The organism is Amycolatopsis sp. lyj-90 (assembly GCF_046549035.1).
GTDB lineage: Bacteria > Actinomycetota > Actinomycetes > Mycobacteriales > Pseudonocardiaceae > Amycolatopsis.
The window spans coordinates 83,937-100,708 of the sequence record NZ_JAJPWP010000014.1 but is presented as its reverse complement, the minus strand read 5'-3'; the positions used below and the strand labels follow the sequence as shown (position 1 = coordinate 100,708).

Below are 16,772 nucleotides of genomic sequence, written 5' to 3'. Positions count from 1 at the left end.
GTGGCGTGGTGGGTCGAGCCTCGTGAGTGGTAAGGGCGGTTAGAACCGCCCTTACCACTCACGAGGGTGGTGACCAGCCGGACCGGGCAAGCCGGAATCGCCCACGGTCCCGTATCCGTCGGCGAGCGGCGCCCACCGCACCAAGTACGTGAAGGCCCCCTTCACTGCGCCTAACGCAATGAAGGGGGCCTTCACGTACTTGAGTGGCTAGGAAACGGCGCTCGCCGGGGCCGAAAAGGTGTTGCAGTCGGCGACCCGGTTGTTGCTCGCGCCCGCCCGCCACCAGGACGCGTAGTGCGCGTTCGTCCCGTGGTCCTGGCTGCGCGAGGTGTTGTCGCCCCGGGTCTCCTGGTCGTTCCAGGCCTTGTTGTACATGTCCCGGCTGACCGTGCCGCCCTGGTCGACGTGCGCGCCGAGGAACATCCCGGAGAAGCACTGCGCCTGCAGTTCCTTGCGCCGTGACATCTCCAGCCCGGACGGGCTGTTCTGACCGGCTTCGTAGATCTTCTGCCAGGCCGCGTCCATCAGCCCGGCGACCTCCTGCACGTGATGCCCGTACTCGTGCGCGAAAAGGGCGAGGTAGACGCCGGGGTTGTTGCCGTACTGGTCGGTCTGCAGACCCCGGAACGGCACGTAGAGGTTGTTCTCGCAGTAGTACGCCGCCGTCGCGATGCCCACCTGGATCGTGCCGCATTCGGTTTCGAAGCTGGCACCGGTCGGGAAGTGCAGGGCGGGCGGGGTGAACGGCAGGCGGTAGGCCTCGAGGAACGGGCCCCAGGCGTTGTCGAGGCATTTGCCCGCGGCGGTGAAGAAGGCCTCGGCGGCCTGCTGGCTGCTCTGCCACTGCGGCAGCGCGCAGACGCGGTTCTGCAGGCCGGCGTTGGGATCCTGGAGGATCGGGTGGTCGCCGAGCTTGAGGATCTTCTGCGGCCCGCTCGACGACGACGGCGCCCTGGTCGGCGACGACGGGAACGGGTTCGACGAGGACGAGGGTGACGACGACCCGCTCGGCGGCAGGGCCGCCGGGGAAGTCGGGTTCGGGAGGGTCGAATAGCCCGCGTTCGCGACGGGATCCTTGTCGTCACGATTGAGTGAAACGATCGCGACCAGGCCGAGGACCAGCACGGCGACCGCGCCGAGGCAGATACCGACGATCGCACCCGTCGACCGGCGCGGAGGCGGCGGCGGGAACTGGTGCGGCGCACCGTGCCACTGGGCTGGGGGTGGGCCGTGCACCGGCGGTGGCTGGACGGCGCCGCGTGGCGGCCACTGGCCGTGGGGCGGTTGCGTCATCAAGTCGGTCCCGGTGGTTCTAGGGGCGGACCGGGGGTGCCCGGCCCGATGTTCAGCATAACGAGCTAACGGCTTCTCCTCCCACAGCTCGGCTGCAGAGGGTATCCGGCGTGAGGCGAGTGGTCACCCATCAGTGTCGTCACCCCAGCTCTGGCTGGGTGTCGGACCCTCTGGAAGAGTGTGCGTAAGCAACGCGAAACGGGTAAGGGGCTGTCGCATGACGGAGACCGGCGGACCGTCCGGGCCGGAAGGTACCGAGACGCCGAAGCCGCAGGCGGACGCACCGACGCCGCCGCAGGGTGAAGTGCGGCCGCCATCGGCGCCGGAGCAGCAGTGGCAGTCCCCGTCCGGGGCCACGCCGCCGCCTCCGCTGCCGTCCTATCAGCCGCCGCCGCAGCAGCAGGTTCCGGACTGGAAGGTCGGCCTCGGCAGGCCCGGGGTCATCCCGCTGCGCCCGCTGAACCTGACCGACATCCTCGACGGCGCGGTCACGGCCATGCGCAAGTACTGGCGGATGGTCTTCGGTGCCGCGGCGATCACCGCCGTGCTCACCGCGGCCATCAACCTGGTCGGGCTGCTGCTGATCGACACCACCAGCGACCTCGAGCAGGTCCGCGATCTCGGCCCGGCGGCCACCGATCAGGAACTGCTGAACCAGATGCTCGGCCTGCTCGGCGGGACACTGGCGACCTCGTTCATCGGCCTCATCGCGACCCTGCTCGGGACGACGCTGCTCACCGGCTTCCTGACCGTCCTGATGGGCAAGGCCGTGCTGGGCAAGCCGGTCACCTTCAAGGAGGCGCTGAAGGAGGCGACGCCCAGGCTGCTGCCGCTGCTCGGGCTGACCGTGCTCTACACGCTGGCGATCATGGTCGCCGCGATCTTCTGCCTCCTGCCCGCGATCATCCCCTACACCTTCTGGGCGCTGGCCAGCCCGGCGTTCATCCTCGAACGCGGCACGGTGATGGAGTCGTTCCGCCGGTCGGTGAAGCTGGTCTCGGGCATGTTCTGGCGGGTCTTCGGGATCCTGCTGCTGGCCACCGTGATCGCGTCGTTCCTGGCGTCGATCATCACGCTGCCGTTCAGCTTCGGCGCCTTCATGTCGATCTTCGGCAACCTGAACGAGATGTACGTCCCGTCGACCGGTGACCTGATCCTGCAGTCGGTGGGCACGGTGATCTCGCAGACGATCGTCGGCCCGTTCACCGCGCTGGTGACCGTGATCCTCTACATCGACCAGCGGATGCGCCGCGAAGGCATGGACATCGAACTGGCCCGCGCCGCCGGGATCACGCCGCCGCCCCCGCCTCAGGCATGGTGACGCGCTTCCTCACCGACGTCCCGGTCGACATCGACCGGGACACCGCCCGGCTGCGCGCGGCCGAGGAGCTCTCGGGCCAGGCGTATCAGAACGCGAAACCGAGTTGGCTGTCCGAGGCGTTCAGCTGGGTGCTCGAAAAGCTGCTGGGCTTCCTCGACGCCGTCGACACCGCCGTGCCCGGCGGGATCTTCGCCGTGGTGCTGCTCGTCGTCGTCCTGATCGTGCTGGTCGTGGTGATCCGGCTGCGGTCCGGCCCGCTGGCGACGTCGGCCAAGGGCGGCCGGGCCGTGTTCGCCGGGCAGCGCAAGGCGTCCGGCGAACATCGCAGGGCGGCGGGGGAGGCCGCGTCGAGGGGCGACTTCGACGACGCCGTCCGTGAGATGTTCCGTGCCGTGGTGCGGTCCTTGGAGGAACGGGCGCTGCTGGACGAGAAGTCGGGCCGGACGGCCGACGAGGCCGCCGACGAAGCCGGACGGATGCTCCCGGACGTCGCCGTTCCGCTGCGCGCCGGTGCCCGGTTGTTCGACGACGTCCACTACGGAGGGATCCCGGCCACCGAGGCGGGCTACCGCTCACTGTCCGAATTGGACGAACGCTGCCGTCGTACCCGGCCCGTCGCGCTGGTGGCCGGATGACCTCGGTTTCGCCCGACGCCCGCCGGATCTGGCGCGGGGTGCGGCTCCCGCTCGCGGTCGTCCTCCTGCTCGTGCTCACCGGGACGCTGCTCGTCCTGTTCCAAGGCGAGCAGACCACTGGCGCGCTCGAGCCGGATTCGTACGAGCCCGGCGGCAGCCGCGCGCTGGTGACCCTGCTGGAACGCGAAGGCGTCGAGATCATCACGGTGCGCACTGCGGCCGAGGCGGACGACGTCGCGGGGAAGGCGACCGTCCTGATCACCCGGCCCTCCTACGTCCCCAAGCGCACGTTCACCGAACTCAGGCGCATCGCTTCGGATGTCGTCCTGGTGCAGCCGAGTCCCGGCACGGTCGACGAAGTCCTTCCCGGCGTGCGGGTGGCGGGCGAGCTCGAAACCGAGACCCGCGAGCCCGATTGCCAGGCGAAGGACCCCGTCGCGGCGGGGAGCGCGACGATGGGCGGCCTGAAGTATTCGGCCACGCAGCCGAGGGCGGTGGAATGCTACGGCGGTTCGTACCTGGAAGTGCCCGGTCCACAAGGGACGGTGAGCGTCCTCGGCGCCCCCGCGCCGCTGACCAACGAGTGGCTGGCGAACGAGGGCAACGCGGCCTTGGCGATGCGGCTGCTCGGGAAGCACGATCGGCTCGTCTGGTACCTGCCGACACCGGCCGATCCCTTCCTGGAGAACGAGAAGAAGCCGCTGTCCGAACTGATCCCGGCGGGCTGGTCGTACGCGGCGCTGCAGGCCGGGGTCGCGGTGGTGCTGCTGGCGTTGTGGCGCTCCAGGCGGCTGGGGCCGGTGGTGACCGAGCCGATCCCGGTCGTGGTGCGCGCGGCCGAGGCCACCGAGGGACGGGCGCGGTTGTATCGCAAGGCGAAGGCCGCCGCGCACGCCGGGGAAACCCTGCGTGAGGCGGCCCGCGCGCGGCTTCGGCCGTTGCTGGGGCTCACCCGCGACGCCGAACCCGCGGCACTGGTGGAATCCGTCGCCGTGCGGACCGGCCGGGTACCGGCCGAGATCGGCGCGCTGCTGTACGGGGACCCGCCCGCCGACGACGCCGCGCTGGTGCGGCTGGCGGACGGACTCGATGTCGTGGAACGAGAGGTGGAGCGGTCTTGAGTACCGAACAGTCCGATGTGGACACAGGGGACGCCGCGGCCGAAGCGCGGGCGGCGCTGATCGCCCTGCGTGCCGAGGTCGGAAAGGCCGTGGTGGGCAACGACGCGGCCGTCACCGGGCTCATCATCGCGTTGCTGTGCCGGGGACACGTACTGCTCGAAGGCGTTCCGGGCGTGGCGAAGACGTTGCTGGTGCGGGCACTGGCCGCGGCGCTGGACCTGGAGACGACCCGGGTGCAGTTCACCCCGGACCTCATGCCGGGCGACATCACCGGCTCCATCGTCTACGACGCGCACAGCGGCGAGTTCTCCTTCCGCGAGGGCCCGGTCTTCACGAACCTGTTGCTGGCGGACGAGATCAACCGCACCCCACCGAAGACGCAGTCTTCGCTGCTCGAAGCGATGGAGGAGCGTCAGGTCTCCAGCGACGGCAAGACGCGGCCGCTGCCCGATCCGTTCATCGTCATCGCGACGCAGAACCCGGTCGAATACGAGGGCACGTACCCGTTGCCCGAGGCGCAGCTGGACCGGTTCCTGCTGAAGCTGACCATGCCGACACCGTCCCGTGAGGACGAATTCGGCATCCTTTCCCGGCACGCGCAGGGTTTCGACCCGCGCAACCTGGCCGCGGCCGGGATCAAACCGGTCGCCGGGGCCGCCGAACTCGACGCGGCGAGGCGTGCGGTCGCCGGGGTCACCGTGCGCCCCGAGGTGCTCGCCTACATCGTCGACGTCTGCCGGGCGACGCGGTCGCTGCCGTCCGTGCGCCTCGGCGTTTCCCCGCGCGGAGCGACGGCCCTGTTGGCCGCGACGCGGGCGTGGGCGTGGCTCGCTGGCCGCGACTACGCCACCCCGGACGACGTCAAAGCCTTGGCACGGCCGTCTTTGCGGCACCGGCTCGATCTGCGTCCCGAAGCCGAACTCGAAGGCGCGACCGCGGACGGTGTGCTGGACCGCGTCCTCGCGTCCGTGCCCGTTCCACGCTGATGGCCGTCACCGGGCGGCTCGGGCTCCTGGCGCTCCTCGCGGCGCCGGTGGTCGGTCTCCTGCTGCCGTCGTGGGCCGGGATCGGGCTGGCCGCGGCGGTCCTGTTCCTTTTGGTGGTACTGGATCTCTTGCTCGCCGGGAGCGTGCGGAAGCTGCATTTCGCGCGGTCCGGCGCGACGTCCGTGCGGCTGGGGGAGGCGTGCGAGGTCACGCTGACCGTGGCCAATCCCGGCGGCCGCGCGGTGCGAGCCCGGCTCCGGGACGCCTGGCCGCCCAGCGCGGGCGCGGACGACCGGCACCGTTTTTCCCTGCCCGCCGGCGAACGCCGCGTCGTGACCACTCCGCTCCTGCCGACCCGGCGCGGCGACCGCCGGGCGGCCAGGGTCACCGTCCGGTCGACCGGGCCGCTGGGCCTCGCGGCACGGCAGGGTTCGCACGAGGTGCCGTGGACCGTGCGGGTGCTGCCGCCGTTCCACAGCCGCAAGCATCTGCCGTCGCGGCTGGCGCGGCTGCAGCAGCTCGACGGCCGCAACGCGGTGCTGATCCGCGGCCAGGGCACGGAATTCGACTCCCTGCGCGAGTACGTGATCGGCGACGACGTCCGGTCGATCGACTGGCGGGCCTCGGCCCGCGCGTCCGACGTGATGGTGCGGACCTGGCGCCCCGAACGCGACCGGCACGTGGTGCTGGTCCTCGACACCGGCCGCGTTTCGGCGGGCCGGGTCGGCGACGCGCCGCGGCTCGACGCGGCGATGGACGCGGCCCTGCTGCTGGCCGTGCTCGCCGCGCGGGCGGGCGATCGCGTCGACCTCCTCGCCTACGACCGTCAGGTCCGCGCGGCTGTCCAGGGATCGACGGATCTGTTGCCCGCGTTGGTGAACGCGATGGCGCCGCTCGAACCGTCGCTGATCGAGACCGACGCGCGGGGAATGGTCGCGGAGGTGCTGCGGCGGACCAGGCGGCGCGCGCTGGTCGTCCTGCTGACCGGGCTGGACGCGGCGCCGCTGGAAGAAGGCCTGTTCCCGATCCTGTCGAAACTGACCTCGCGGCATCAGCTCATGATCGCTTCGGTGGCCGATCCCCGGGTCGCCGAGATGGCGGCGGGCCGCGGCGACGCGGAAGCCGTCTACGACGCGGCCGCGGCCGAGCGGGTGCTGGCCGAACGGCGCCAGGTCACCGCGCGGCTGGCGCGGCACGGGGTCGAGGTCGTCGACGCCGTGCCGGAGGACTTGCCGCCGCGGCTGGCCGATCGGTATCTCGCGCTCAAGGCGGCCGGACGGCTGTGATGTCGAGGGCCGCGAACCGGCTCCGACTCCCTGGTGAACCGATCACCAGGAGGAACAGATGGATTTCGACCGGCACTGCGCGGAGATCGTCACCCAGGCCGAACTGCTCGCGACCGAACTGGCGGACGCCGAGCTGACCACGCCCGTGCCGTCCTGTCCCGGTTGGACGTTGGGCGCGCTGGTGCGTCATCTCGGCGGTGGGCACCGGTGGGCGGCGGAGATCGTCCGGACCCGGGCGACGGCGCCGGTGCCCGACGATCAGGTGCGCCAGGTGGACGGCGACGATTCCGGTCCGCTGCCCGGGGCTTGGCTGGTGGAAGGTGCTTCGCTGCTGGCGTCGGCGCTGCGGGAAGCGGGGCCGGACGCCGAGGTCTGGGTGCCGTTCCACTACCGGACGGCGTCGTTCTACGCGCGCCGGTTCACGCACGAGACGCTGGTCCACCGCGCGGACGCGACCCTCGCCGCGGGACTCGGCTTCCAGGCCGGGCCCGAGGTCGTGCTCGACGCCATCGACGAGTGGATGGAACTCGAGGCGCTGCCGGAGCATTTCGAGTTCCGGCCGGAGAAGCGGGAGATCCTCGGTGACGGCCGATCGGTGGGCTTCGAGGCGGGAGAGCACGTGTGGTTCGTCGATCTCGGCGGCTCCGCGGTCGCTTGGGAGCGGGACCGGCGCGGGGCGGCGGTGACCGTCCGCGGAGCGCCGGCGGATCTGCTGCTGGTGCTCTACCAACGCAAAGACGCCGAAGACGTCGTCGGTGATCTTGCCTGGTTCGAGTCGTGGCAGACCCACGTGCGGTTCGGCTGAACCCGATGGGGTGGTGCCGGTTGGCGGCGGGTGCCCCGGGCGGTTAGGTCGGAGGGAGACCGACAGGATTGGGGTCCGGCTTGCGCAAGGTCGTGCTGTTCTTCGTGCTGCTCCCGATGGCGCTGCTCGTTTCGCCCGCGTCGGCGCAACCCGCCGGGACCCCGGTCTACCTCGCCGACGGGGGCGGGAACGTGTCCTTGGCCGCGGCCGACGGCAAGCCCGCCCTCGCCGACGCGAAGGCCGCCGGTGCGCTGTGGGTGTACGACAAGGCGGCGCTTTCGTACAAACACGTCGCGAGTGGACAGTGCCTGTCGGCGATCAGCCCGGTGGACGGGATCGGCGTCAAACTCGTGGCGTGCGACGGAAAGGACCGCTACCAGCAGTGGCGCCGCAACGCCGGGCTGCCCGGGCTGGTGCTGCTGGCGAACGTCGCGACCGCGCGCTGCCTGACGGCCGAGTCGCCGACCGCCGGGGCACGGCTCTACCAGGAGGTCTGCTCGCTTTCCGGGCTGTCCAACGCCTGGGCCGCCGGGGTGCGGACGCTCGCGATCCTCTCCGGCAACGGGCAACGGCTGTCCACGAAGACGCCGGGGCAGCCGTTCGTGGTGCGCGTGATCGGGGAGAACGGCCAGCCCGCGGCCGACGTGCCGGTGAACTTCTTCGTGCGCGCGGCGCGGCCGAAGAACGTGCTGGTCTTCGAAGGCGGCGCCGAGACCGCGACGGCGAAGACCGGCGCCGACGGTTCGGCGACGAGCCCGAAGATCGTCCTGACCGAACCCGGCGAGTTCGAGATCCGGTTCGCGGGCAGCGCGAGCCTGGAGGACGGGAACAGCATCGCTTTCGAGGGCAGCTGCAGCTGCTGAAGGGGCCCTTCCCCGCATCTCACGCGGCGAAGGGCGCTTTCCCCGCATCGCATGCGGGGAAAGGCCCCTTCAGCTCTACGCGACCAAAGCGAAACTGGAGTAGTACTCGCCTGCGGGGTCTCGCGTGCCGCTCCGGTCGGGGCTGACCTCGGCGCCGACCCAGCCCTGGAACGCGCCCGCGTCGTCGATCACCTGGAGCAGCGGGCGGACGTGGCTGTTGCCGAGGTAGCAACCGTTGTAGGACAGGCATTCGCACCAGAACTCGTAGCTGTTGCGCCGTCCGCCGAAGGCGTCGCTCAGGTAGTAGAACCGCCTGTCGCCGGTGTCGATGATCTTCTGCGCGCACGCCGCGTGGCCGGGGCCGGCCGGGCAGCAGGAGGACGGGTCGCAGCCGGAGTTGTACTGCACGTAGCCGAGGCACGAGCTGTCGTCACACTTGTTCCACGCCGGACCGACGCCGAGGGCGCCGCTGCCGCCGCGGGTCCAGTTGGTGATCGCGCGGCGGTTCACCGCCTGCCCTTCGAGCAGGTACGACCGCTGGGTCGCGCGGACCGTGCTCATCGGCGCCTTGCTGGTCTGCGCGAGGGAGGCGTTGCTGCCGTAGGCGATCCCGCTGGTGATCGAGTAGCTGTCGCTGACCAGCTGCATCCGGCCGAGGCCCGGCCGCGTCTCCGAAGCCGCCCAGGTCTCCTCGAGGTTCACCGGGGAGGTGGTGCCGTCGACGGTGCTGCTGGTCCAGGTGATGCCCACCTGCCCGGAGTTCTCGGTGTAGGTGCCGGTGAAGTGGCCGTTCGGCTCACCGGTGAACCCGGGCGCCGTCTTGATCGGACAGTTGTTGCGGGGATTGGTTCCCCCGGTCCATTCGCCGCAGTAGTAGACGTCGCCGCTGTTGACCGGGGCGGGGAAGTCCGCCTGGTTCCAGGTCCAGAAGTTGTGCGCGACGGTGTTGTCGGCCGGGTTGAAGACGAGATAGCCGAGCCGGACGTAGTTGCGGTCGGCGTCGGTGCGGAATCCGCCGACGCTCACCACCCAGTTCGTTTTGCCCGCGGGCGCGGCCGCCGTTCGGGCCTGGGACGCGCCGACGAGGAGCGTCGAGGCGAGAATGGACAGGACGACTATCGCGAATACGCGTAAACGTTTTCTCCCCATGGGAGGAGCTAACCAGGTCAGCCCGCTTCCGGTCGAGAATCTCCAGCGTATCGCCAGTCGACATCACCCACTTCGCCCGCTTTCGCGGCCCGGCGCCCCACAACGAACACGTAGAGTAGGAACGCGACCTCGGCGATTACTCCGATTCCGATCCTCGCCCAGGTCGGCAGGCCCGACGGCGTCACGAAACCCTCGATCACGCCGGAGACCAGCAGCACCGCGGTCAGCCCCAGCGCCATCACCACGACCGAGCGGCCCTGTTCGCCGAGCGCCGCCGTCCGGGAGCGGCGTCCCGGGTCGATGACCGTCCAGCCGAGCTTCAGCCCCGTCCCGGCCGCGACGAAGACCGCGGTCAGCTCCAGCAGGCCGTGCGGCAGGATCAGGCCGAAGAACACGTCGAGCCGTCCGGCCGACGACATCAGCGCGGCGCCGATCGCGAGATTCAGCGAGTTCACCCAGAGCGCGTAGATCACCGGGACACCCAGCACGACGCCGAGGAACAGGCAGGTCGCGGCCACCCACGCGTTGTTGGTCCAGACTCGCGCGGCGAACGAACCCGCCGGATCGGACGAGTAGTACGTCTCGTACTTGCCGCCCGGCGCGGTCAGGTCCTTGAACTCCTCTGGCGAGGCCAGCGAGGCGAGCACCTGCGGGTCGCCGGCGATCCACACCGCCGCGATCGCCATCACCGCGATCGACGCCGCGGCCGACGCCAGCCACCAGCGCCTGCTCAGGTACAGCGCGGCGGGGAAGCGCTGGGTGAAGAACAGCCCGACCTCGCGCCACGCGGGGCTGTGCGAACCGGTGACGGCCGACCGGGCCTTCGCGACCAGGCCGGACAGATGCGCGACGAGCACGGGATCGGGCGCGACCGAGCGGATGATCGAAAGATGCGTCGCGACGCGCTGGTACAGCGTCACCAGCTCGTCGGCGTCCGGGCCGCTGAGTTTCCCGGCGCGGCCGACGAGGTCACGCAGCCGGTTCCATTCGGCCTGGTGCGCGGCGACGAACACGTCCACGTCCAACTCGGAGCCCTCCCGGCGATCGTCTTTGGTCGCCCAGCCTATTCGTCACTACGCTTGCCGGGTGGAACAAGAGTCCGAACTAGTCACCGGCGAGGCCGTCGTCCTGGACGTGCGCGCCGCGAAGCTGGCCAGCCGCGGGCTCGCCATGATCGTCGACGTCACCATCCAGCTGATCGCGCTGTTCGTCGCGATGCTGGTGCTGAGCCAGGTCGCCGCGTTCGGCGACGAGGCGCTGGCGCTCACCCTTTTCCTGGTGACGCTCGTGCTGATCATGGTCGGTTACCCGGTGATCTTCGAGACGCTGAGCCGCGGCCGCACCCTCGGGAAGATGGCGCTCGGCCTGCGGGTGGTCCGCACCGACGGCGGCCCGGTCCGGTTCCGGCACGCGCTGGTCCGCGGGCTCGCCGGGTTCTTCATCGACTTCTGGGCGCTCGGCCTGCTCGGCGCCGTGGCGGTGATCACGTCACTGCTGTCGCCCAACGGGCGCCGCGTCGGCGACTACCTCGCCGGCACCCTGGTGATCCGGGAACGCATGCCCGCCGCCCGGACGCCGTACGTCGGGATGCCGCCGCAGCTGGCGTACTGGGCTTCCCAACTGGACCTGACCCGGCTCCCGAACGAGCTCGCGCTGGCCGTCCGTCAGTACTTGAGCCGCACGAGCGAGCTACGCCCCGAAGCCGTCGAAGCCCTCGGGCACGGGCTCGCGCAGCAGGTCGCGGCGACGATCGGGGCACCGGTGCCGCCGGGGGTGCCTGCTTGGGCGTACCTGTCGGCGGTGCTGGCCGAGCGACGGCGGCGGGATCAGGCGAAGCTGCAGCCGCCGGTTCAGTACGGGCAGCCGCCGCACTATCCGCAGGCGGTCGCTCCCGCGCCGGTCACCCAGCCCGTGGCACAGCCGATCGCTCAGCCTGTCGCTCCCTTGGAGCCGGTGCCGGAAAACCCCTTCGCGCCACCAGGCTGACGGCTCGTCGTGAGTGGTAAGGACGGTTCTCTTTGAGGAGAAGGGCGAACGTGGCGTGTGCGGGCGGGATGGGCGTTCACGCGTGATCGAGCGGCGATCACGGAGTTCGGCGTCTGATCACGCGTGATCCGGCTCCAAGCACGCGAGTCACGCCTTCGCTCACCTTGGGTTCAGCCACAACGACACCTTTGCCCCGCCCCGTCACCGTGAGGGTCGCACCAGCCTTTCCGGGCGTCGCGAAAGCCACTTTCGGGACATCAGACGTCCCGAAGGTGGCTTTCGCGACACGGCCGCTCGGCATCGGACACCGCAACTAGTCCTCTGGTTGCGCCACTCAGGACACGTCGGACGAGTTCGCCGCCCACGTGTTGCACTGCGCTATCCGGTTCTTCTGCGCGCCGTGCTGCCACCACGAGATCGCGTGCGCGTCGGAGCCGTGGTCGCGCGGGCCGCCGTTGTGGTCGCCGCGGTCCTGAGATCCCCACGCGTCCCGGTACATCGCCTGATCGACCGAGCCGCCGCGGCCCACCGTCGAGCCCAGGAACGTCCCGGACAGACATTGCGCCGAAAGTTCGTTCCGCCGCGACATCTCCAGGCCCGCCGCCGAGTCGGTGCCCGCGTCGTACCGTGCGTCCCAATAGGCCTCCGAGATACCGGAAAGCGCCTGGATGTGGTGCGCGTACTCATGGGCGAAGACCGCGAGGTAGACCCCGGGCCGGTTGCCGTACTGGTCGGGCTGAAGGCCTTCGTACGGCATGTACAGCGTCTCGTTCTGCGAGCAGTAGAACGCCGCCACCGTGCCGCCGCTGGCGTCACCGCACGGGCTCGACCAGTTCTTGCCGGACGGGTACTTCACGGTCGGCACCCGGAACGGCAGTTTCGTGTAGCTCATGACCTGCTGCCAAACACTGTCCAGGCAGGGTCGCGCGCTTTCGAAGAACGCCGACGACGCGTTCGGGTTGCTCGCCCAGCGCGAGAGGTTGCACGCCTGGTTCGGCAGGCCGACGTCGGAACTGAGCCACAGCGGGTTGTCCGCCAGCTTGTGGTGCGGTTGCGGACCGGACGGCGCCCGGCTGGCCGAGGTCTCGCGGCTCGAGCCGGTCGAGGTCTCGCGCGACGCCGTCGAATCGCGCGAGCGAGTGGCGGTCGTCGACGTCTCACTGGACGTTGTCGTCGTCGTGTAGTCCGAAGAGGACGTCGTCGGGCTCGTCGGATAGCTCGAGTACCCGGCGTCCGCGACGTGGCGCGAGCCGCCGTTCGCGATGGCGATCACCATGATCAGCCCGCCCATCACCGCCATCACGGCCACGATCGCGACGGCCGCGATGACCCCGCCGTTCGACTTCTTGGGCCGGTATCCCCCGTAGGGTGCGAAAGCGGGCTGGGCGAAACGCGGACCGTAGGGAAGTTGCGGCGGGCCGACGGCGCCGGGCTGGAACGGGACCGGCGCCCCGATCCGCGGCGGCGGCAGCGGGGCCGCGCCCGGTGGGGGCAGCGGCATCCCGCCGCTCGGCGGACCCGGCCGGAACGGCGGTGGGACCGGCGTCGGCCGCGATACCGGCGGCCGCTGACCCGGGCCCGGCTGTCCGGGTGGGACGGGGCGACCCGGCGGAACGGGGCCCGGCCGGTTCGGCGGCGGCATCGGCGGACCACCGCGCGGCGGCAGCGGGCGCGCGCCCGGCGGCGGCAGCGGACGGCCGCCCTGCGGTGGCCGTGGCGGTGGAGTCGGTGGCGGAGTCGGCCGGCGCCGCGGATCAGGCGGGCCGGGCGGCTGGTGGTTCATCGAGTGGATCCCCCATGCGGTCTGCAACGCCGTTCGCCCAGGTGGCGGATTCGGCGATTCGGCGGTCAGCATAGATCGGCTGCCCTAGAGTGTGTGGCTGTGTTGACGAAATGGGGGACGGCGGTCGTGGCCGTCGCGGCGAGCTCGGCCTTGATGGCCCCGCCGTCGGATTCGAATGTTCCGGAGGCGCCCGAAGCGGGCCCTTCGCTGACGAACGCGCCACAATTGCCGAAGCCGCCGCCACTGGGCGCGCGCGGCCAGCTCGGGCTGCTCCAGCCGCCGAGCGGCGCGTCCGCGAACGTCGCGGTGAAGGTGGAACGCGACGGTTCCGTGTCGATCACCGAGCAGGTGACCGTCCCGGGTGGACAGCATCTCGTCCGCCGGATCCCGTTACGGGTTCCCGCGGGGGAAGAGCAGGACCGCGTCTACGGGGTCCGCGACGTGTCGGTGGAGGGCGCGGGCAAGGCCGAGTCGAACGGCGAGCAGCTGGTCGCCACCTTCGACGGCGGCGCCGCCACCCTCAAGTACAAAGTGGACGGAGCGGTCGCCGACGTCAACGGCGCGCAGCAGGTGCGCTGGCAGGTCGCGAGCGGCTGGGACGGCGAGCTGTCCCGCGTGTCCGCTTCGTTCAGCGCGCCGACGCGCGAAATGCCCACCGTGGACTGTTTCGCCGGGCCGCTCGGCTCGGACAGGCAGTGTTCGCTCGCGGAGACCGACCACAGTGGTGTCGTCCGCATCGAGCAGGACAAGCTCGCGGCGGGCGAACGGGTCGACCTCGCCGTGCAGCTCCCGGCGGGCACCGTGCCCGCGAACGCGCGGTTCGAGCAGCTCTCCTCGGTCGGCGGCGCGTTCGCCCTCACCACGCTCACCGGCATCGGTTTCGGAGCGCTGGCACTGTTCCTCCTGCTCGGCGCGCTGGCGATCCTGCTGCTGCGCCGCCGCGACAAGGGCGCGCTCACCGCGGGCACCGGCCCGGTCGACGTCCTCATGCGAGACGGCGACAGGGTCTCCTTCACCTCTCCCGACGGCGTCCTGCCCGGCCAGGTCGGCACGGTCGTCGACGAGACGGTCGACGTCGTGGACGTCAGCGGCACGGTGGTCGACCTCGCGGTCCGCAACTACCTGTGGATCGCCGAGGTCCGCGGCGCGGGCACCGTCGATTGGCAGATCGCCCGCCGCAACGCGCCGGACGAGCACCTCGTCGCCTTCGAGCGCGAGATCTACACCGCGCTCCTGCCCGAGGGCACCGATTCCGTGCTGCTGTCGGAACTCCGCGGCCGCGGCACCGTCGATCTCCGCGTCGCGGGTGAGGCGATGTACGCCGACGTCGTGCGCAAGGGCTGGTTCTCGCGCCGCCCCGACAAGGGCAAGAGCAAGCTCACCTGGGCGGGCATCGGCCTGGTCGCGCTCGGTCTCGTGGGCACCGCGGTCCTGACGTTCACTGCCGGGCACGCGCTGCTCGGCGTCGCGGTCGCGCTCGCCGGGGTCGCCGCGCTGCTCGGCGCGTCGTGGGTGCCGCCGAGGACCTCACGCGGTAGGCGCCTGGTCGGCCAGGTGCGCGGGTTGCTCGAATACCTGCACACGGTCAAGGTCGACGGCATTCCCTTGGCGGACCGGGAAATGGTGTTCTCCCGGTCGCTGCCGTACGCCATCGTGCTCGGCGACGCCGAACACTGGCTCCGGACGTTCGAGGCGCTCGACCCGTCGGCGGACGGTTCGGCGGGGCTGTACTGGTTCGGCGGCCTCGAAGGCGATCGGGACCTGCGCCGGTTCGCCGCGCATCTGCCGTCGTTCCTGTCCGCTTTGGACGGACTCCTCGCCGAATCCGGGCACCTGCGCTCGATCCGCCCGGAACCGGTCCCCGCCTGACGTGAACTCGCGCGATTCGTCCTCTTGTTGCGGTCCTTGCCCGCGCAACTACCGCACCAAGAGGACTACTTGCGTCCTCCTGGCGGTCCTCCTGCTGGTGCTGGGCGCGGCACCGGCGGGAGCGCAGGGTGAGCCGTCGCTGCCCGCGCTCCCCAACAGCGCGGAGATCTCGCTCAAGGTGGAGCGCGACGGCGCCCTCTCGGTCGTCGAGGCGGTGTCCGTGCCGAGCGAGGCGACGATGACCCGTCGCATCCCGCTCCGCACGGCCGCCCCGCGCGACCGCGACCGGATCATCGGCATCCGCGACGTCGTCATCGAAGGCGCGGGCAACTCCGAGCTGACCGACGACGAGTTCACCATCCGGCTCAAGGGCGGCACCTCGATCGTCCGGTACACAGTGGACGGTGCGGTCGCCGAAGCCGACGGCCTGGTACGGGTCGGCTGGCAGCTCGCGGGTGGCTGGGACGGACGGCTCGAACTCGTGCGCGCGAGCTTCGCCGCGCCGTCCATCCCGAACGCGGTCACCTGTTTCGCCGGGCCCGAAGGCTCGCGGGCGCACTGCGGCGGCGCCCAGATCTCGCATTCCGGGCTGACCCGGTTCAACCAGCAGAACCTCGCGGCCGGGCAGCGGATGGAGATCTCGGTCGAGCTGCCCGCGGGCACCGTCCCGGCGAACGCGCGGCTGGAGCCGTCGAAGACCCTCGCGGGCGCGTTCGTGCTCACCGCTCCGGTGGGCTGGGCCTGGGGCGGCTTCGCGCTCGCCCTGGTCGCGGCCGCCGTGGCGCTGGCCCTGCTGCGGAGGCGGGACAAACATCCGGGCGACGCGCTCCCGGTCCGGCTGCTCACCGGGAAGGACGACCAGGCCGCGTTCGCGTCACCCGACGGGGTGCTGCCGGGACAGGCCGGGCTCGTCCTTTCGGGTCGTGCCGACGCCGTCGACCTCGCCGCGACGGTCGTCGACCTCGCGGTCCGGAACTACCTGTGGGTGAGCGAGGAGCCCGGCGAGCTGACCGGCTGGCGGCTCGTCCGCCGCAACCCGCCGGACGAGCAGTTGACCGCCTTCGAACGCGCGGTGTTCGACGTCCTGCTGCCGGACGGGCGGGAGTCGGTGCTGCTGTCGGAGATCCAAGCCGCCCGGATCGGGATCGAAACGGTGCGGGGCGCCTTGGCCGGCAGCGTCGTCGAACGCGGCTGGTACTCGCGGCTGCCCGCCAAGCTCACCCGCGTCGGCCTGCGCGTCTGTTTCTACGGTTTGTTCCTCACCATCCTGCTGGCGCTGACGGTCGGATACGCCCAACTCGGGTTGATCGTCATCGCCGCGGGCGCCGTCCTCGCCGCCGCGGCCCGATGGCTGCCGACGCGCACCGGCGCCGGAGTCACGCTGCACAGACGGCTGCTCGGCGTCCGGGACGCGCTGCTGACGACCAAACCGGCGGCCGTCCCGAAGCTCGAACGCGAGGTGCTCCTTTCCCGCGCGCTGCCCTACGCGCTCGCTCTCGGCGAACAAGAACAGTGGGTCGCCGGATTCGCCGCGCTCAAGGGCGGGCCCAAGATCTACTGGTACGGCAGGGAAGCCGCCGACGAGGGGGAGATCGCGCGGGTGAGCGACTTCACGGCCGCGGTGGTGGGAACCTTCGCCGCGACCCGCCAGGGTCGTCGCCTGGAGGCCTGACTA

At 71.0% G+C, this 16,772-nt stretch carries 14 protein-coding genes; 10 read left to right on the top strand and 4 right to left on the bottom strand.

The genetic code is table 11. The features are described from left to right. Positions 1-207: 207 nt before the first annotated feature. Positions 208-1,293 (bottom strand): neutral zinc metallopeptidase, encoded by a 1,086-nt coding sequence (locus ACLJPX_RS39640; RefSeq protein ID WP_410605390.1) that lies wholly within the window; start codon positions 1,291-1,293, stop codon positions 208-210. A 217-nt stretch (positions 1,294-1,510) separates the two neighbouring features. On the opposite strand from ACLJPX_RS39640, the gene ACLJPX_RS39635 reads away from it, so the two are divergent. The 7 genes from ACLJPX_RS39635 to ACLJPX_RS39605 all read left to right on the top strand — a co-directional run bounded on the left by ACLJPX_RS39635 (position 1,511) and on the right by ACLJPX_RS39605 (position 8,310). Then, on the top strand, positions 1,511-2,614 hold the full coding sequence (locus tag ACLJPX_RS39635) for a hypothetical protein (protein WP_410605389.1): 1,104 nt from the start codon (positions 1,511-1,513) through the stop codon (positions 2,612-2,614). Continuing rightward, positions 2,608-3,249 (top strand): DUF4129 domain-containing protein, encoded by a 642-nt coding sequence (locus ACLJPX_RS39630; protein ID WP_410605388.1) that lies wholly within the window; start codon positions 2,608-2,610, stop codon positions 3,247-3,249. Before ACLJPX_RS39635 ends, ACLJPX_RS39630 begins: the two co-directional genes overlap by 7 nt. Next, entirely contained in the window at positions 3,246-4,370 is a 1,125-nt protein-coding gene (locus ACLJPX_RS39625; protein WP_410605387.1) for a DUF4350 domain-containing protein, read from the top strand. The genes ACLJPX_RS39630 and ACLJPX_RS39625 overlap by 4 nt, the downstream gene beginning before the upstream one ends. Continuing rightward, on the top strand, positions 4,367-5,356 hold the full coding sequence (locus ACLJPX_RS39620) for an AAA family ATPase (protein WP_410605386.1): 990 nt from the start codon (positions 4,367-4,369) through the stop codon (positions 5,354-5,356). The genes ACLJPX_RS39625 and ACLJPX_RS39620 overlap by 4 nt, the downstream gene beginning before the upstream one ends. After that, positions 5,356-6,642: a DUF58 domain-containing protein gene (locus tag ACLJPX_RS39615; RefSeq protein WP_410605385.1), complete on the top strand. Its 1,287-nt coding sequence runs from the start codon at positions 5,356-5,358 to the stop codon at positions 6,640-6,642. The genes ACLJPX_RS39620 and ACLJPX_RS39615 overlap by 1 nt, the downstream gene beginning before the upstream one ends. A 58-nt stretch (positions 6,643-6,700) precedes the next feature. Next, on the top strand, positions 6,701-7,447 hold the full coding sequence (locus ACLJPX_RS39610) for a maleylpyruvate isomerase family mycothiol-dependent enzyme (RefSeq protein WP_410605384.1): 747 nt from the start codon (positions 6,701-6,703) through the stop codon (positions 7,445-7,447). A 68-nt stretch (positions 7,448-7,515) separates the two neighbouring features. Then, positions 7,516-8,310: a hypothetical protein gene (locus ACLJPX_RS39605; RefSeq protein ID WP_410605383.1), complete on the top strand. Its 795-nt coding sequence runs from the start codon at positions 7,516-7,518 to the stop codon at positions 8,308-8,310. A gap of 75 nt (positions 8,311-8,385) precedes the next feature. Here ACLJPX_RS39605 and ACLJPX_RS39600 read toward each other — a convergent pair whose 3' ends face one another. Both ACLJPX_RS39600 and ACLJPX_RS39595 read right to left on the bottom strand, forming a co-directional pair. Beyond that, positions 8,386-9,459, bottom strand: a complete 1,074-nt coding sequence (locus ACLJPX_RS39600) for a hypothetical protein (RefSeq protein ID WP_410605382.1) — start codon at positions 9,457-9,459, stop codon at positions 8,386-8,388. Between the two features lie 17 nt (positions 9,460-9,476). Next, on the bottom strand, positions 9,477-10,484 hold the full coding sequence (locus ACLJPX_RS39595) for a stage II sporulation protein M (protein ID WP_410605381.1): 1,008 nt from the start codon (positions 10,482-10,484) through the stop codon (positions 9,477-9,479). 61 nt (positions 10,485-10,545) lie between these two features. Here ACLJPX_RS39595 and ACLJPX_RS39590 point away from each other — a divergent pair, with 61 nt between their 5' ends. Next, on the top strand, positions 10,546-11,445 hold the full coding sequence (locus ACLJPX_RS39590; protein WP_410605380.1) for an RDD family protein: 900 nt from the start codon (positions 10,546-10,548) through the stop codon (positions 11,443-11,445). Positions 11,446-11,779: 334 nt separating this feature from the next. Here ACLJPX_RS39590 and ACLJPX_RS39585 read toward each other — a convergent pair whose 3' ends face one another. Next, positions 11,780-13,228 (bottom strand): neutral zinc metallopeptidase, encoded by a 1,449-nt coding sequence (locus ACLJPX_RS39585; protein WP_410605379.1) that lies wholly within the window; start codon positions 13,226-13,228, stop codon positions 11,780-11,782. 99 nt (positions 13,229-13,327) lie between these two features. On the opposite strand from ACLJPX_RS39585, the gene ACLJPX_RS39580 reads away from it, so the two are divergent. After that, complete coding sequence (locus ACLJPX_RS39580; protein WP_410605526.1) at positions 13,328-15,097, top strand: DUF2207 family protein; 1,770 nt, start codon at positions 13,328-13,330, stop codon at positions 15,095-15,097. A 1-nt stretch (position 15,098) separates the two neighbouring features. Further along, positions 15,099-16,769 carry a DUF2207 family protein gene (locus ACLJPX_RS39575; RefSeq protein WP_410605378.1) on the top strand — a complete coding sequence of 557 codons (1,671 nt, stop codon included), beginning with the start codon at positions 15,099-15,101 and terminating at the stop codon, positions 16,767-16,769. Positions 16,770-16,772 lie beyond the last annotated feature (3 nt).

Bases quoted from the DNA above. Each gene is read 5' to 3' on its own strand.
- ACLJPX_RS39640 (WP_410605390.1), bottom strand. From the start codon at position 1,293: ATGACGCAACCGCCCCACGGCCAGTGGCCGCCACGCGGCGCCGTCCAG.
- ACLJPX_RS39635 (WP_410605389.1), top strand. From the start codon at position 1,511: ATGACGGAGACCGGCGGACCGTCCGGGCCGGAAGGTACCGAGACGCCG.
- ACLJPX_RS39630 (WP_410605388.1), top strand. From the start codon at position 2,608: ATGGTGACGCGCTTCCTCACCGACGTCCCGGTCGACATCGACCGGGAC.
- ACLJPX_RS39625 (WP_410605387.1), top strand. From the start codon at position 3,246: ATGACCTCGGTTTCGCCCGACGCCCGCCGGATCTGGCGCGGGGTGCGG.
- ACLJPX_RS39615 (WP_410605385.1), top strand. From the start codon at position 5,356: ATGGCCGTCACCGGGCGGCTCGGGCTCCTGGCGCTCCTCGCGGCGCCG.
- ACLJPX_RS39610 (WP_410605384.1), top strand. From the start codon at position 6,701: ATGGATTTCGACCGGCACTGCGCGGAGATCGTCACCCAGGCCGAACTG.
- ACLJPX_RS39600 (WP_410605382.1), bottom strand. From the start codon at position 9,459: ATGGGGAGAAAACGTTTACGCGTATTCGCGATAGTCGTCCTGTCCATT.
- ACLJPX_RS39585 (WP_410605379.1), bottom strand. From the start codon at position 13,228: ATGAACCACCAGCCGCCCGGCCCGCCTGATCCGCGGCGCCGGCCGACT.